Origin of the sequence: Photobacterium proteolyticum, from assembly GCF_001939735.1 — a bacterium.
GTDB lineage: Bacteria > Pseudomonadota > Gammaproteobacteria > Enterobacterales > Vibrionaceae > Photobacterium > Photobacterium proteolyticum.
The window spans coordinates 25,130-41,769 of sequence record NZ_MJIL01000100.1; the positions used below are offsets into that span (position 1 = coordinate 25,130).

Here is a 16,640-nt window from a genome sequence, read left to right on the forward strand (position 1 = left end):
CGCAGCGCACCACAGGTGAGTGAAATCTCAATGCGAAAGGGGGGTTGCCGCTCCCCTTTCAACTTTAGTTTTTAGTGCTCTCTGTAATGTTAACTAAACCTAACTTTAAGCCCATTTTTCGCTGTTAATGTTAACTAAACCTAACATTACGGCTGCTCTTGAATGCAATTAATCACGCGATAATCCGGATTCAATAGATGCTCAACGCATGCTGCGAATACCTCTGAGCTTCCGCTTGTTGCCGCATCAATCGGCCTACCTTCGTAACGCTCTGTCTGCTCTGCTGCCTGCTTGCCGAGTTCAAGCATTTCCTCGATTGATATCCCCTTTAGCACAGCTGCGTTTGGCATCGCTCGTTTGAGCGTGATTGATTGCTTTGTGAATAGCCAGAAACAGATATCCCAGCCTGAACGCCCGGAATTAAGTAGTCGCGGAAGATGCTCTCGCAGCACAGGGTAAACCTGACCATCAGAGTTGAACTGGAAGGCTGGGTATTGCAGCTGGCCGTCTATCATGACGGTGATAATCTGGTTGTGCTCAACTGCGCTAGTAAGCTCTTCACGTGGTAGCGGGAGTTCATCAGGGCCCTTGAATTCGTGCTCTGCGATGAACTTGATCTGCTTTTTCTGTAGCTTACGTCGTAATGCTTTTAAGTAATTCACATGCGTCACCTTCATCGCATCCTTCTTATGCTTATTCTAGCAATAGGTCTTTGATAAAACAGCGAGCTACACCGACCAAACACATTTCTTCTGTGACCCGGCCAGTACGGTCATCCGTCACAGCAAACCACTTGTTGTTACGCCAAAAAAGCTGGCACAAGAAGCTATCACCTTCGAAATTCACCATAGCTAAGCACTTGTCGTGAGGTCTTCTGTCGATTTCAATGACAGCGATATCGCCTTTCCTTAGGTTCATGCGCTCAAAATCCCTATCAACCGGAACAAGCCGTGTTACTGACGGCTTTCTGATGATGTGCTCGTGCAAGCTGTCGCCAATGTATTTTTCTTCATGGCCAGCTGCAGGGCTTGGGAAAGCTGCCATCAAATTAACTCCAAAGAAAAGAATTATCGACTGTTAATTGATCGATTGCATGTATGGGTATACAGTATTTTTAAGGTTATATCGCGTAGATAGTTTTGGCAAGGAGTGGATGATATGGATGTTCTGGTGATTGATTGCGAGAGTATTTGCGCGACAGATGTCAGCCAGGTAGCTGGTGACTCGCTAGTGCTTTGCTCCGCAAACACACTAACAAAACTTCCGATTTGTCATGGTGAGCGAGTTGGTGCTGTGGCTCCTGCAATCCCGGGCGGTGCAGATTATTTGCTAATCTCAATGCTTACTAAAAGCCTTGTTAATAAGGAGATAGAGCGAGTCGAAGCTGTAACACAAGATGCGTCCCTGGGTCGCATGATTCAATATCTTTGTAATGTTAATGATGTCGACTGTCATATTTGTAAGAGTCTTGCCGATGCCGGGCTCTGTAGCATTCCGCCGCTTGAAATTAACGAGCGAGAGCATCGACAGCTTAAACAAGCTATCTACCACTTGTTCATTGCTCGCAAGCTACTGACGCTTTGCGCTATCAGTACTCATCTTGGGATTGGGGCTAGAGACACAAAGCGAGCCGTCGATGCACTCACAGCAGAAAGAAAGATTCGTCACGAGCAAGGCCAGCTTTGGCGATTACTAGATTAATCCTGCCCTTCATTCAATGCTTTGTCGAGAGTCGGACGGCTTACACCAAAATGCTTAGCTACTTCTATTTTTGTCATCATCGGATCCAGCAGCATGGCTTTTGCTTTTTTAGTGTCAGAAGCAGTCATTGAAGGCTTTCTTCCACCAACCCGGCCTCTGGCTCTAGCTGCTGAAAGTCCAGCTTTAGTGCGCTCTGAGATTAACGCTCGTTCAAACTGCGCTATGGCGCCAATAAGGTGGAACGTCAGCTCACCAGTTGGCGTTGTTGTATCAATGTTTTCTGAGAGAGAAACGAACTTCACATCGCTAGAGCGAAAGCTATCAAGTAGCTCAATCAAGTCCTTCAGGCTGCGACCAAGGCGGTCTAATCGATGAACTATAACAACATCGCCTGGTCGAATTGCATCAAGCAGCTTATGAAGTTCGGGGCGGTTCTTTGATGATTTCCCGCTAGCGTTCTCTTCATAGATTCTTTCACAACCATAGCCTTTAAGGGCATCAAGTTGTGCTGCTGTGTCTTGTTCGTCTGTACTAACTCGTGCGTATCCAATTTTCATAGTTACCTAACCCGCGTCATGTAAATCTAACGCAGCTAATCTTTACGTTGATTTCTTTACAAGTTGTTTTACATTTTTCTTGTCGATTAGTAAAGCATATGATACCGTTTACTTATTGTAAAAAAAACGACCGTTTACTTTACGTCTTTTCATGGTAACGAGGAGCAAGCAATGGATAAGCATCAAGACGATATCGTATTGGATTCATCAGAATCAGAATTTAAGTGCAAAGGGCCTTACGGTCTTGAGATCTTCAATGGAGCTACTGGGCAACAAAGAAATGCTCAGTACTGTCGTGTTTATCGTGCCATTGACTGCTTTAAGATTGAGATCGGTGATATGGCTATCAGCGTCTCTGAGGATGTAGCTACAAAGCTCCTTAATCACATTACGTGTTCTGAAACGAAAGCTTTGTCTGAACTGGACGAGTTTTATCTATCATCCCGAAATTACTGCGACATTAATGAGGATATCAGCAAAGAGTGGCATTGCTACCCCTCTGTTAAAGGCAGTGATGTCAGCTTTTTCATTGATGAAGATGATGAAGACAATGATGTCGACTCTGAGAATGAAGTACTCGTTTTATCTAGCTACAAAGAGCATGTTCGTTACTTGCGTAAAGACGTAGCTGTCTTTAGCTGTAATGGCCGGTTCTACATTGGTTATCCGTTCCAGGCAACCGAGATCTCGGAAGACCAATACGACGTATTGAAGTTCTCAAATCGAGCATCTTCCATTACAACAGAAGAAACTGCAGGATTTGGCAAAATGGACTCTTTCACTCTCAGTGGGGCTCCAGCCCAAATTTAAATAAGCAAAAGCCTGCACGACGCAGGCTTTGTTATATTGGTATGTATCGCGAAGCGATGTAAGGGCGGAAAGAACGCTTGAGATGCAGTCAGGTCTCAACTCCGCCCGAAGCCCCGCGAAGCGGTTACGTACCAAAGGGGCAATGTTAGATGCGCAGCATGCGCCCCCTGTCAAGCCATAGCGGACTAACAGCGATTACATGTTTTGAGTTGTTTTTTTAGCTTACTTATAGGCTCACTGTCGAGCAAAAAGTGTAAAGGATTTGAGGGCAAAAAATAGGGGGGATTTGGTGAGAACTATGAGTCAAAACTCAATCTTTACAGAATTGCTTACTTTTGTAATGAAAGTTTTAGTGTGCTATTTGAGACCAGCCCTTACGTGGCCTGACTTTATTCAGTCAGTCAGTCAGCCAGCCAACTTTGTTCTAGATAAGAAAAACTCTTCACCAGTGTATTGGGTTGCGGTGATCACTGTTACATTGCGGGCATTTTTTACCAGCAAGGCATCAATCAAATTGCTGTTGTTACGAAACTCTCGGTGCATTTTTTTCACCGACTCAGGGTCAAGAGACAGCTTGAAACGGAAAGTCACGGGAATATTGCCGATATAGGTATCGGCAAAGCGTACTTGGATCGGAGGCAGGCGCTGGTAGAAGTCTTCACCCGTCGTATTACCATAAGAGACGGTAATCACCTGATCATATTTAGTGATCTTAGACAAGAATGGCATCCGGAAGTGAATCCCCGGCTCGTTGAACACGTCCAGCTCACCCGTCACGTTGTTCTGATGCACGTAGGTATAACCGGCATCAGTCATTAGAACGGAGCTGTTAACGAGACCAATCAGTGCTGATACGCCGAGAATTCCCCCCACGACAGGCAATGATATTTTCTTCTTTAATGTTGTGCTTGCTTGCGGCTTAAAATCCATGTCTTCGTTTACCTAGTCATATTGTTGTTGTGAATTAATAAATAGAAACGATTCCGACAACAAATACAACCAGCTTCATAAAGACAATGCCAACAAACTAATATTACTGATTTTGCTTAAATGACAGGCAACAAAAAAGGCCGCCAAGGCGACCTTTTTTCAGCAGTAGGCAGTGATTACTTCACACGACCTACATATTCAGCGCTACGCGTATCAACTTTGACCACTTCGCCAATCTGAATAAATAGCGGTACACGTACTACAGCACCTGTAGTTAGTGTTGCAGGCTTACCACCTGTACCCTGAGTATCGCCTTTCAGACCTGGATCAGTTTCAACCACTTCCAGCTCAACAAAGTTAGGTGGAGTCACAGTGATTGGGTTACCGTTCCACAGCGTCAGCGTACAAGTATTGTTCTCTACCAGCCACTTCGCATTATCACCAACAGCTTTAACATCGGCAGCAAGCTGCTCGAATGTTTCGTTGTTCATGAAGTGGTAGAATTCACCATCGTTGTACAGGTAATCAAGATCGATGTCGATTACGTCTGCAGCTTCAACCGACTCACCAGACTTGAAAGTCTTTTCAAGCACCTTGCCTGAAAGTAGCTTACGGATCTTAACGCGGTTGAACGCCTGGCCTTTACCTGGCTTAACAAATTCGTTTTCGATAATGACACATGGTTCATTATCTAGCATAATTTTCATTCCGCCGCGGAATTCATTGGTGCTGAAAGACGCCATTTCTATCCTCTTAACATCTTCGAGTTGTATTTAATGCCGCATATAATAACCCGAAACGCATCAACTGTTGAGCAAAACTGGCTCAATGATCTAGCGAATGCGATATCCGATCCCTTTCAGCTGCTCAAAACCCTGAAAATTGATCCGACTCCCTGGGAATCAGGCCTCGCTGCCCGGAAATTATTTGCGCTCCGTGTTCCTATGAGCTTTGTCGAAAGAATGGAAGTTGGCAACCCCTACGACCCGTTACTGCGACAAGTACTCCCGCTCGAAGAAGAATTCGAGGTACATAGCGGTTATTCCCTCGATCCGCTGGAAGAGCAGGACAATGCCATTCCCGGCCTACTGCACAAATACAAGAACCGGGTGTTGATGATTGTAAAAGGAGGCTGCGCGGTCAACTGCCGCTACTGCTTCCGCCGTCATTTCCCCTACGAGGACAACAAGGGCAGCAAGCGCCACTGGCAGACCGCACTCGACTATATTGCAACCCAGCCCGAGGTAAGCGAAGTCATTCTTTCCGGCGGTGATCCTCTGATGGCCAAGGATCATGAGCTGCAGTGGCTGATCGAAAGGATCGACCGGATCCCGCATATCAAACGTCTTCGGATCCACTCTCGCCTGCCCGTGGTACTTCCGGCACGTATTAACGAACAACTGTGCATGTTGCTTAAGCAAAGTCGATTGCAGACTGTTCTGGTGACTCACATCAACCATGCCAACGAAATCAATAACGAATTTCGCCAGGCGATGACCAAACTCAAGCAGGCCAATGTCACGCTACTCAACCAAGGTGTTCTGCTGAGAGGGGTTAATGATTCGGTCGGTGCCCTCTCGCAACTGAGCGAGGCTCTGTTTGATGCCGGTATCCTGCCCTACTACCTCCATGTACTGGACAAAGTACAGGGAGCAGCGCACTTCATGGTCGATGACGAACAGGCGCGCAAACTGATCGCCGGTGTCCTGGAGAATGTTTCGGGCTATCTGGTACCCCGCCTGACCCGCGAAATCGGGGGTAGAAACAGCAAAACCCCGCTTGATCTTCACCTAGAGTAGACATCTGGCCACCACCAAACGTTTCCAAGGGCTATAACACAGGCAATATAGCCCTGGCACCTTCTCACGATTGATTCACCAACCGTCAAGGCCAGCATCATGCTGGCCTTTTTATTAAGCCGCCATTTCACATGTACAGCTTTGCCCATCTAAAACAGCTAATTGATGCACTTTTTACCTTATCATAAGGCAAATACAAAATATGAGACTAACTTACTGATTTTTATAATCTTATTCACGTACAGCTTTTCTGGCTTTTTTCCTGACAAACTCTACACGCCTCTAAAAGGCTACCACAAGCCAAATACTGCTCTTGAAATCACCGGGTTCAAGCAAATTCCCTTGTCCAGACGATAAAAAAATATCATCGCCATTTCGCTCGCTTTTCAGCCATTTCGGGCGCATAGTCGCGCTCCATTCAGCAGGTTCGAAGGTAGCCAAACTTCCCTTGCTGAGCTTTTTTGACTATTGATAACGAGTAACGCAATGAAAATTGGCATTTTATCCCAGAACGAAAACCTGTATTCCACCCGTCGCCTGCGCCAAGCCTGCGAAGAGCGAGGCCACGAGGCAGTAGTCATCAATGCACTGCGTTGTTATATGAATATCAACTCGGTACAGCCGTCGATTCACTTCGAGGGTAATGATTTAACCGGCTTTGATGCCATCATTCCCCGTATTGGTTCAGACATTACGTTCTATGGCTGCTCGGTACTGCGTCAGTTTGAAATGATGGATGTATTTTCGGTCAACCAGTCCATTGCGATTTCTCGTTCTCGCGACAAGCTGCGCTCGCTGCAGCTGCTTAGTCGCAAAGGCGTCGGCATGCCTATCACCGGCTTTGCCAGCAAGCCCGACGATGTGCCCGATCTAATCAAAATGGTCGGTGGTGCGCCGTTGGTGATCAAGCTGCTTGAGGGTACCCAGGGAATTGGTGTCGTACTGGCAGAAACCCAAAAAGCGGCCGAGAGCGTCATTGAAGCCTTTATGGGCCTTAAAGCCAATATCATGGTGCAGGAGTTTATCGAGGAGGCCGGCGGGGCCGATATTCGCTGCTTTGTGATTGGCGACAAAGTGATTGCTGCGATGAAGCGCCAGGCTGCCGACGGAGAATTCCGTTCCAACCTGCACCGTGGCGGCAGTGCGACCCTGATCCGAATTACACCGGAAGAGCGCAAAACGGCCGTTGCGGCAGCCAAGGCGATGGGGCTCAGTGTCGCCGGAGTTGACCTGCTTCGCTCTAAACGCGGGCCACTGGTGATGGAAGTCAACTCCTCACCGGGGCTGGAAGGGATCGAAAGCGCGACAGGCAAAGACATTGCCGGCCTGATTGTCGAACACATCGAAAAGCATGCCGCCAAGAAAGGGCGCCGCCGGCTACCGTTTCAATAAACCAGGAGAAAATGCAATGTGGCCTGACATTGCCCCCTTTGCGTGGCCTGCGCTAATGAAATGCGGGATCTGCGGCGCACTAATCGGTTTGGAGCGCCAGCTACGAGGCAAACCGGTGGGGATCCGTACATCGACCTTAATCATTGTCGGCACTTACTGCTTTATCACGCTCGGGCGAACACTGTCTGACAGCAATGCCGACATTGCCCGCGTCATGGCCCAGGTGATCACCGGTATCGGCTTTCTCGGTGCCGGTGTGATGATGAACCGTGACGGCCAAATACACGGCGTGACATCAGCGGCTGTGGTTTGGATGCTGGCCGCGCTGGGCGTCACCATCGGACTGGGCTATGGTCAGAGCGCGGTGATTATGACGGGCGTCATGATTGCGGTACTGCTCGGCGTCGACAAGCTGGAAAACAGCCTGCGCTTTCTGCGCAAGGGGGTTCACGCCCATTGGTCTGACCGTCGTCAGCGCAAACTAATGAAGCGTACCCCGCCTCCGGATCAATCCGGGGGATAAGCCGTACACCTTTCCACGGAAGGTACAATTTAAAGCTGAGCAAAACAAAACTTCAATACAATAACTTGCATCACTAATTTAAGTGGTTGTTTTAAAATGAGATAATCTTGTTCAGCTTTTCGAGCTTTTTTCCTTTAAAGCTTATCGTGGTTAAAATGCGACATTACCCTGGATCATGTACAGCTTTTTACCTCAAAAACAGCTTTTATGTGATCGAATAGAGCACCTAAAACTAACAACTCTAACATTAGACTTAAACCACTGAATTTAAACAATAAAAATACAGTGCAGCTTTTACAGTTTTTTCTCCGGAGAACCCTGCACAGCCTTTTTATGGCTTTTCCCTTCTCATACTGTCGAACATGATCAGCAAATAGAGCTTTGTTCAACAAAGAGCTGAGCAAAAGTAACACCATGAACTGATGACTTTAAATATGAATATAAGCTATTGTTTTAAAACAACAATAATAAGCGTACAGCTTTTTAAGGGATTTCACGGATGAACTGTTCGAGGAAAGCTTTCAAATTTTAAAACCAGCATACCTGATAAAGTGGCGTTATCAGAAGGGTAAATAAGAAAGAATAAAGCTATAAAAATTAAAAGGCTAAGGCAACTTCCTGTCACCGAAGCCTGAGAGGTTAACCCGTCTATCCTATTGGTGCACAGCTCGTTAAGGAACTAAGTACACCAACTCCGCCTGATAGAAACACAAGACGAAGTGCGTATTTAAGGACTTCTGGATCGATTTTGATAACAAATATCATGCGTTAACTCCAAATGAAGTTGTTCGCGTACTATCTAAGCACCAATAGCCGCTTGTCTATACTAAGCGTTTGTTCATACTTGAATGCTTCAAGCACATAAGGCGTATCCTTATTCGCCTCATATGTCCATTGTGTCACAATGTTCAATTAAGATCAGCTGTGAACTTTCACATAAGAAAGCTCGTCAGGATATTAACCAAATAAATTCAATCAACTACACATTCATTTTCTAAAGGCACAAAAAAGCTGGAGACAGAGCTCCAGCTTTCAATCAATCTGCTAGTGCAGAAGGGAGTAATGGTTCAGCTCAAAGCAGCATTGTTCCAATGCCGCAAAGAGATGAGCGATTACGGCAATTACATCATGCCGCCCATACCACCCATACCACCCATGCCGCCCATATCAGGCATTGCTGGAGCAGAATCTTGTGGTAGGTCAGTAACCATCGCTTCGGTAGTGATCATCAGGCCAGCAACAGAAGCCGCAAACTGCAGTGCAGAACGCGTTACTTTTGTTGGGTCCAGGATACCCATTTCGATCATGTCACCGTACTCGCCTGTTGCCGCGTTGTAACCGTAGTTACCTTCGCCAGCACGAACGTTGTTAGCAACCACAGACTCTTCGTCACCGGCATTCTTGGTAATTTGACGAATTGGAGACTCCATAGCGCGTAGTGCAACACGGATACCCACGTTCTGCTCTTCGTTCGCACCTTCAAGGCCTACAACTTTTGAAGCAGCACGGATAAGTGCAACACCACCACCAGCAACCACGCCTTCTTCTACCGCTGCACGCGTTGCGTGTAGGGCATCTTCAACACGGTCTTTCTTCTCTTTCATTTCAACTTCAGTAGCAGCACCTACTTTGATTACTGCAACACCGCCTGCTAGCTTAGCAACACGCTCCTGAAGTTTCTCTTTGTCGTAGTCTGACGTCGCTTCTTCAATCTGCTGACGAATTTGAGCAACACGACCCTCAATCATCGCTTCTTCACCCATACCATCGATGATAGTGGTGTTTTCTTTAGTGATTGTTACACGCTTCGCCTGACCCAGGTCTTCAAGCTGAACTTTCTCAAGCTCCAGACCGATTTCCTCAGAAATCACTGTACCCGCTGTCAGTACCGCAATATCTTGCAGCATTGCTTTACGACGGTCACCGAAACCAGGTGCCTTAACAGCAGCTACTTTCACGATACCGCGCATGTTGTTCACAACCAGCGTCGCCAGAGCTTCGCCTTCTACATCTTCTGCAATGATAAGCAGTGGACGAGACGCTTTCGCTACCGCTTCCAGAGTCGGCAGTAGTTCACGGATGTTAGAGACTTTCTTGTCAACAAGCAGGATGAATGGGTTTTCCAGATCAACTGAACCCGCTTCCTGGTTGTTGATGAAGTAAGGAGACAGGTAACCGCGGTCGAACTGCATACCTTCAACAACGTCTAGCTCATCGTGAAGAGCCTGACCTTCTTCAACCGTGATAACACCATCACGACCTACTTTATCCATTGCTTCTGCGATGATGTTACCGACAGTCTCGTCAGAGTTTGCAGAGATAGTACCTACCTGAGCAATCGCCTTGGTATCAGCACATGGCACAGACAGTGTCTTTAGCTCTTCAACAGCAGCAATAACGGCTTTGTCGATACCGCGCTTAAGATCCATCGGGTTCATACCCGCAGCAACTGCCTTAAGGCCTTCGTTAACAATAGACTGTGCAAGTACAGTCGCTGTTGTCGTACCGTCACCCGCCGCATCGTTGGCTTGAGAAGCAACTTCTTTAACCATCTGTGCGCCCATGTTCTGGAACTTGTCTTCCAGCTCGATTTCACGCGCAACAGAAACACCATCTTTAGTGATAGTTGGTGCGCCGAAAGATTTGTCCAGAACAACGTTACGACCCTTAGGACCCAGTGTTACTTTTACTGCGTCAGCCAGAACGTTAACACCTTCCAGCATTTTAACTCGTGCATCGTTACCAAATTTAACGTCTTTAGCAGCCATGTCTTTCTTCCTTTCTTAATTCTTTATTCGTAGTGATCGGATTATTCAACGATTGCCATGATGTCATTTTCAGACATGATCAGGACTTCTTTACCATCGATCTTCTCAGACTTCGTGCCGTAGCCTTCAGCAAAGATCACAGTATCACCAACTTTAACGTCCAGCGGCTGTACCGTGCCGTTTTCTAGGATGCGGCCTTTGCCTACTGCCAGTACTGTACCGCGAGTAGATTTTTCAGCTGCAGAACCAGTTAGAACGATGCCGCCGGCAGATTTTGATTCAACTTCTTGGCGCTCAACGATAACTCGGTCATGTAAAGGACGAATGTTCATCGGTCGTCTCTCCTGATTTTGGTAATATCCATACGATTAATAAAGCTAGCATGGTTTCACACTAACTTTTTCTGATAACTAAACATGTTGGGACGTTTTTCTGGATCCCAAGTCCCCGACGCTATTTTTTTAGAAAAATTCTCACAGACTTTTTGCCCGATCACACTCTTTGCTTTAGGGTAGGCGGGCATCCCGATAATGAGACAACTATGGCAACAGAAAGAAAAGCAGACAAACATGGGCTTTTATCAGCGCCCATTCCTATCGTCCTGCGCCGGTTAACCGTTCCGATGGTATTCGGGATGGTTGCGATCTTGCTGTTTAACCTGGTCGACACCTTCTTTATCTCGCTGCTGGGCACCGAGGCACTGGCCGCGGTCAGCTTTACCTTTCCGGTCACCTTTGCCCTCAACTGTATCACCATGGGCGTCAGTGTCGGGATCTCAACCCGGGTAGGACGCCTGCTGGGCAGCGGCGACAATCACACCGCCGCCCGGTTCGCCAGCCACGGCCTGCTGCTGGCCGTACTTTTGATGATCACAGCATCCAGTATAGGCCTGCTGACCCTCGAGCCCTTATTTTCGCTTATCGGTGCGTCGCCAGAGCTATTGCCAATCATCAAGCAATATATGGATATCTGGTATCTGGCCATTCCGTTGCTGGTCATCCCAATGGCGGGCAACAGCGCCATCCGGGCCACCGGAGACGCCAAGACGCCGGCCAAAATCATGATGCTGGCCGGGGTGATCAACGGTGTACTCGATCCTTTACTGATCTTTGGCTATGGTCCGTTTCCCGAGCTGGGCGTAAGAGGCGCGGCGATAGCCAGCGGGATCAGCTGGGCCTTCGCCCTGATCTGCTCCCTCTATATTTTAATCAAGAGAGAAAAACTGCTGGCGATGCCGCAGCTGAGGTTGCTCGGCAGGGACTGGCAGCAAATCATGCAGGTCGGCACCCCGGCGGCCCTGTCCAATGCCCTGACTCCCCTGTCCGGAGCCATATTGATGTCGCTGCTAGCCGGCCTCGGCACTACCTCGGTGGCCGCCTACGGTGCCGCGATGCGAATCGAATCCCTGCTGGTGCTTGTGATGATGGCGCTTGGCTCGGCACTGATGCCGTTCATGGCCCAGAACCTAGGCGCCAACAACCCGCAGCGTGCCTTCAAGGCAATGTTTACCGCGATGCGCTTTGCCATTTTGTTCCAGCTGCTGATATTCATCATGATGGTGCCGCTCAGCTGGCCGTTATCGGCATTGTTCGGTCAGGACAGTGCTGTTCAGGAGCAACTCTGGCACTACTTGATTGTCGTCCCGATCAGCTACGGCATGCAGGCCGTGTGCATGCTGCTTATCAGCGCTCTCAACGCTATGCATAAGTCCGTCCATGCCCTGGTGTGGAACCTGCTGCGGCTGTTTGCCTTCTTGCTGCCGGCGGCATGGCTGGGCAGCTGGATAAACGGGACCGAAGGGTTATTTGTCGGCATAGCCATCGCCAACTTGCTGAGCGGTATCGGAGCATACCTGTACGCGGTCAAAATGCGGCGGCACATGTACAGCAGTCTGGCCAATCCAAGCTAAAGATCACACCTTTTGGCCGACAAAAAATATGAACAGTATTAACAAAAAGGCAGCCATTCGGCTGCCTTTCTACATTCACGTTGTTGCACAACACTTGCCATGCCTATTTAAGGCAACCGGCGATCATTGTTGTCCTTGTCTTCGTCTTTACGCTCATACTCACCATCGAACACATCGCCGTCGGACGGACGCTGATTGAATGAGTCCGAACGGTGGTCAAACGGTCCCTGGCCGCTGAAGCCCTGACCGCCACCGAAACCGGCACTAAAGCCCGAGCCCATGTTCTGGACCTTCACCCGACTCATCAGCTGCTTGGCCAGCATTGCACGCGGTGCCGGAAGCAATACCAGCATCCCCAGTGCATCAGTCATAAAGCCCGGTGTCAGCAACAGTACCCCGGCAACAGCCAGCATCACCCCTTCGACAATTTGTTGAGCAGGCAACTCGCCTTGCTGCAGGCGGCTTTGCACCGACATAAGGGTGGCTATCCCCTGACTCCGTACGAGCGATGCCCCGACAACCGCCGTTACCAACACCAGTGCAATCGTTGGCCATAGGCCCAGAAATCCCCCTAGCTGAACAAACAGGGCGATCTCAATAATCGGAACAACAATAAACAGAAATAGTAAAACAGGAAACACGACTCACCTCTTTGCGGTTGCGGTCTGTGATAAACGGGTATACGCGAAACGGATGAAATCATCCGGAGTCATCACGCCAGGTTCTATCTTATAATATCGGGAACAAATAGCCCTTTTTCAACCTCTGGAGTGTACCAAAAAACGCAGCCTGAACCCACGCTGACTACGCAAAACAGAACCTTCACATTTTGTCATATTTGCTCATTAATCGACATAAATAACCGGCGAGCCGTTAACACTAAATGTGACGTAGATCGTGTTTTTGTGCAAATGTTTTCAGCCAGATTAAAAAAGTGATCTGGATTATGTTTTTACCACTAAAGGGGAGTATTATCGGCCTCAGACAATAGGTGTCAGGTACGATCATCTAGCCAAAATCTCTGCGGAACGGATTCTAATCATTCAGAATTGGCTCAATAATTGAATTTCATTAGCAGATTCCACTAAGGCTACACTATGTCTCAGATGATTGATCTAGAAAAAAATGAAGCAACTCTAAACGTTGCAACCCGCATCGAAGAAGATCTTCTTGGCGATCGCCACGTCCCAGCTGACGCATACTGGGGTATTCACACTCTTCGTGCTGTTGAAAACTTCAACATTTCCAAAACGACTATTTCTGACGTACCAGAGTTTGTTCGCGGCATGGTTTTCACCAAGAAAGCCGCTGCAATGGCGAACAAAGAGCTGGGTGTTATCCCTTCTGATGTTGGCGAGTACATCGTTAAAGCGTGTGACGAGATCCTTGAAACAGGAAAGTGCATGGATCAGTTCCCGTCTGACGTTTACCAGGGCGGTGCCGGTACTTCAGTTAACATGAACGCCAACGAAGTGATTGCAAACCTTGCTCTTGAGCTAATGGGCAAAGAAAAAGGTGAGTATGACATCGTTAACCCTAACGACCACGTCAACAAGAGCCAGTCAACTAACTGTGCCTACCCAACAGGCTTCCGTGTCGCTGTATACAACAGCATCATGAACATGGTTGAAGCACTGGAGTACCTGAAAGGTGCGTTTGACGCGAAAGACAAAGAATTCGCTGACGTACTGAAAATGGGCCGCACCCAGTTGCAAGACGCAGTCCCAATGACTGTCGGTCAGGAATTCCACGCATTCGGCGTACTGATCAAAGAAGAAATTAAAAACCTTCGCCACACCGCCCAGCTTCTACTGGAAGTTAACCTGGGTGCAACGGCAATCGGTACCGGTCTGAACGCAGCAACAGGCTACCAGGAACTCGCGGTTCAGCGTCTGGCTGAAGTCACTGGTCTGCCATGCACACCAGCAGAAGACCTGATTGAAGCAACGTCTGACTGTGGCGCATATGTTATGGTTCACGGCGCACTGAAGCGTACAGCCGTTAAGCTATCTAAGATCTGTAACGACCTGCGTCTGCTGTCTTCTGGTCCTCGTTCAGGTCTTAACGAGCTAAACCTTCCTGAAATGCAGGCAGGTTCTTCTATCATGCCAGCGAAAGTTAACCCGGTGATCCCAGAAGTCGTTAACCAGGTTTGCTTCAAAGTGATCGGCAACGACACCACCATTACTTTCGCAGCGGAAGCCGGTCAGCTTCAGCTAAACGTAATGGAGCCAGTGATCGGCCAGGCACTGTTCGAGTCTATCGACCTGCTGAAAAATGCCTCCATCAACCTACGCGACAAGTGTATCGACGGTATCACAGTGAACAAAGAAGTATGTGAAAGCTTCGTGTTCAACTCTATCGGTATCGTAACGTACCTGAACCCGTTCATCGGCCACCACGAAGGTGACATCGTCGGTAAGATCTGTGCTGAAACAGGCAAGAGCGTCCGTGATGTTGTCCTAGAGCGTGGTCTGCTGACTGAAGCTCAGCTAGATGACATCTTCTCAGTTCAAAACCTGATGCACCCAGAATATAAAGCGAAGCGTTACAACTAATAAAACGCAAACGCGATAAAACCCGGCGGATTGTCAGGATGAGAGTCCGCCATTTTTTTGCTACAGATTCCCCCTTTTATATTTTTTAACTTTAAAGACAGGACAATCTCATGATTGGTGTAGAACTCTTTGTCGTTCTTGCGTTTATCTATTTAGGCGCACGTATCGGCGGTATTGGTATTGGTTTTGCTGGCGGTGCCGGCGTATTGGTACTTTCCCTTCTTTTGGGTGTCGATGCAGGTAATATTCCTGTAGACGTTATCCTGATCATCATGTCAGTAATTACTGCCATTGCCGCTATGCAGGTTGCCGGTGGTATGGACTGGCTGGTTGATCTTGCTGAAAAATTTCTTCGAAAAAATCCTAAGCGCATCACTTTCTATGCGCCGATGGTCACTTACTTCATGACATTGCTAGCAGGTACCGGTCATACCGCGTTCTCTACCCTGCCAGTTATTGCAGAAGTTGCCAAAGAGCAAGGCGTCCGTCCTTCTCGCCCGCTTTCTATTGCAGTTGTGGCTTCACAAATTGCAATCACCGCATCGCCTATCTCTGCAGCGGTTGTTTTCTTCTCAGGCATTCTTGAACCGCTGGGAGTAGGCTACCTAACGCTACTGGCCGTTTGTATCCCGACAACGTTCGTCGCTTGTATGGCCGGTGCGTTTGTCTCTAACTTCCTGGGCTGCGAGCTAAAAGACGATGCTATCTATAAAGACCGTCTGGCGAAGGGCCTAATCAAAATCCAGGGCGCGACCAAGCGTGAAATCCTGCCGACAGCGAAGCCTGCAACTTACATCTTTATTGCCGCTATCGTCGCTGTTGTTGCCTACGCAACCATGATTTCCAATGCTGTTGGTCTGATTGAAGATCCTGCACTTGGCCGTAACGACGCTATCATGGTATTCATGCTGACAGCAGCTATGGCTATCGTCACTATCACCAAGATTGATGCCTCTAAGATTGCCAATGCAGCAACATTCAAGTCTGGTATGAGTGCTTGTGTGTGCGTACTGGGTGTGGCATGGCTGGGTGATACGTTTGTTTCTGGCCATATCACGGAAATCAAAGAACTGGCGGGTGAAATCCTGGAGCAGTACCCTTGGATGCTAGCCGTAACCCTGTTCTTTGCTTCTATGCTGCTTTACTCTCAGGGTGCAACGACTACTGCACTAATGCCTGCCGCACTGGCTATCGGTGTCGCACCGCTAACGGCTATCGCTTCATTCGCAGCAGTAAGTGCGCTGTTCGTACTGCCTACTTACCCAACCCTGCTTGCCGCAGTTGAGATGGATGACACCGGTTCAACCCGTATCGGTAACCTGGTATTCAACCACCCGTTCTTTATTCCGGGTGTGGTAACAATCACGACATCTGTCGCGCTGGGCTTTGCTGTTGGCGGCATCTTCCTGTAACAGCATCGACTGAAATAGATGACAAAGGCTGCCTTCGGGCGGCCTTTTCTTTTTATCGGAGTAATAAGAAAGATAAAATGAAGGATTTGTTGTCTCCGCCCCATCCCGAGGCGAAGACAGCGAACCAATACGGATTCCGGCGTATTGGTTCAGCCCGGCTACATCGTCAATCCCGACGATCTACCCGGAACCATGTCTCAATTTGCTACAGATCAGGCTTAAGACAGGAAAGCCTGCCAGACAATAGTAGTGATTGAGCGAGCCAGGCGATAGAGGTAAAA

General features: G+C 48.2%; 16 protein-coding genes. 8 read left to right on the forward strand and 8 right to left on the reverse strand.

Features of this window, described 5'->3' with window-relative positions; all coding sequences use genetic code 11:
- Positions 1–146: 146 nt before the first annotated feature.
- The gene (locus BIT28_RS27650) at positions 147–662 is read right to left on the reverse strand and encodes a hypothetical protein (RefSeq protein ID WP_139310528.1); all 516 of its coding nucleotides are present in this window, start codon (positions 660–662) and stop codon (positions 147–149) included.
- Positions 663–693: 31 nt separating this feature from the next.
- Positions 694–1,044 carry a hypothetical protein gene (locus BIT28_RS27655; protein WP_075768193.1) on the reverse strand — a complete coding sequence of 117 codons (351 nt, stop codon included), beginning with the start codon at positions 1,042–1,044 and terminating at the stop codon, positions 694–696.
- A 114-nt stretch (positions 1,045–1,158) separates the two neighbouring features.
- On the opposite strand from BIT28_RS27655, the gene BIT28_RS27660 reads away from it, so the two are divergent.
- Complete coding sequence (locus BIT28_RS27660) at positions 1,159–1,701, forward strand: hypothetical protein (protein ID WP_075768194.1); 543 nt, start codon at positions 1,159–1,161, stop codon at positions 1,699–1,701.
- On the opposite strand, the gene BIT28_RS27665 is transcribed toward BIT28_RS27660, so the two are convergent.
- The gene (locus BIT28_RS27665; protein WP_075768195.1) at positions 1,698–2,258 is read right to left on the reverse strand and encodes a recombinase family protein; all 561 of its coding nucleotides are present in this window, start codon (positions 2,256–2,258) and stop codon (positions 1,698–1,700) included. The two genes, BIT28_RS27660 and BIT28_RS27665, sit on opposite strands and share 4 nt — an antisense overlap.
- Positions 2,259–2,429: 171 nt before the next feature.
- On the opposite strand from BIT28_RS27665, the gene BIT28_RS27670 reads away from it, so the two are divergent.
- Positions 2,430–3,068, forward strand: a complete 639-nt coding sequence (locus tag BIT28_RS27670; RefSeq protein ID WP_075768196.1) for a hypothetical protein — start codon at positions 2,430–2,432, stop codon at positions 3,066–3,068.
- A gap of 405 nt (positions 3,069–3,473) precedes the next feature.
- Here BIT28_RS27670 and BIT28_RS27675 read toward each other — a convergent pair whose 3' ends face one another.
- A complete protein-coding gene (locus BIT28_RS27675) occupies positions 3,474–3,998 on the reverse strand; it encodes an SPFH domain-containing protein (protein ID WP_281251617.1) in 525 nt (174 codons plus the stop codon).
- Between the two features lie 176 nt (positions 3,999–4,174).
- Entirely contained in the window at positions 4,175–4,741 is a 567-nt protein-coding gene (efp, locus tag BIT28_RS27680; protein WP_075768197.1) for an elongation factor P, read from the reverse strand.
- A 33-nt stretch (positions 4,742–4,774) separates the two neighbouring features.
- On the opposite strand from efp, the gene epmB reads away from it, so the two are divergent.
- The 3 genes from epmB to BIT28_RS27695 all read left to right on the forward strand — a co-directional run bounded on the left by epmB (position 4,775) and on the right by BIT28_RS27695 (position 7,712).
- Positions 4,775–5,797, forward strand: coding sequence for an EF-P beta-lysylation protein EpmB (epmB, locus tag BIT28_RS27685; RefSeq protein WP_075768198.1), 1,023 nt, complete (start codon positions 4,775–4,777; stop codon positions 5,795–5,797).
- A gap of 486 nt (positions 5,798–6,283) precedes the next feature.
- Positions 6,284–7,189, forward strand: coding sequence for a 30S ribosomal protein S6--L-glutamate ligase (gene rimK, locus BIT28_RS27690; protein WP_075768199.1), 906 nt, complete (start codon positions 6,284–6,286; stop codon positions 7,187–7,189).
- A 16-nt stretch (positions 7,190–7,205) separates the two neighbouring features.
- Positions 7,206–7,712 carry an MgtC/SapB family protein gene (locus BIT28_RS27695; RefSeq protein ID WP_075768200.1) on the forward strand — a complete coding sequence of 169 codons (507 nt, stop codon included), beginning with the start codon at positions 7,206–7,208 and terminating at the stop codon, positions 7,710–7,712.
- 1,121 nt (positions 7,713–8,833) lie between these two features.
- Here the strand turns inward: BIT28_RS27695 and groL are convergent.
- Together groL and BIT28_RS27705 are read right to left on the reverse strand one after the other, a co-directional pair.
- Positions 8,834–10,480 (reverse strand): chaperonin GroEL, encoded by a 1,647-nt coding sequence (groL, locus tag BIT28_RS27700; RefSeq protein WP_075768201.1) that lies wholly within the window; start codon positions 10,478–10,480, stop codon positions 8,834–8,836.
- Between the two features lie 41 nt (positions 10,481–10,521).
- A complete protein-coding gene (locus tag BIT28_RS27705) occupies positions 10,522–10,812 on the reverse strand; it encodes a co-chaperone GroES (RefSeq protein ID WP_075768202.1) in 291 nt (96 codons plus the stop codon).
- Between the two features lie 209 nt (positions 10,813–11,021).
- Between BIT28_RS27705 and BIT28_RS27710 the strand changes: the two genes are divergently transcribed.
- A complete protein-coding gene (locus BIT28_RS27710; protein ID WP_075768203.1) occupies positions 11,022–12,389 on the forward strand; it encodes an MATE family efflux transporter in 1,368 nt (455 codons plus the stop codon).
- A 107-nt stretch (positions 12,390–12,496) separates the two neighbouring features.
- Here BIT28_RS27710 and BIT28_RS27715 read toward each other — a convergent pair whose 3' ends face one another.
- Complete coding sequence (locus BIT28_RS27715) at positions 12,497–13,030, reverse strand: FxsA family protein (RefSeq protein ID WP_075768204.1); 534 nt, start codon at positions 13,028–13,030, stop codon at positions 12,497–12,499.
- Positions 13,031–13,486: 456 nt separating this feature from the next.
- On the opposite strand from BIT28_RS27715, the gene aspA reads away from it, so the two are divergent.
- Both aspA and BIT28_RS27725 read left to right on the forward strand, forming a co-directional pair.
- Positions 13,487–14,947: an aspartate ammonia-lyase gene (aspA, locus tag BIT28_RS27720; RefSeq protein ID WP_083652199.1), complete on the forward strand. Its 1,461-nt coding sequence runs from the start codon at positions 13,487–13,489 to the stop codon at positions 14,945–14,947.
- A gap of 110 nt (positions 14,948–15,057) precedes the next feature.
- Complete coding sequence (locus BIT28_RS27725; RefSeq protein ID WP_075768205.1) at positions 15,058–16,359, forward strand: anaerobic C4-dicarboxylate transporter; 1,302 nt, start codon at positions 15,058–15,060, stop codon at positions 16,357–16,359.
- Positions 16,360–16,640: the final 281 nt, after the last annotated feature.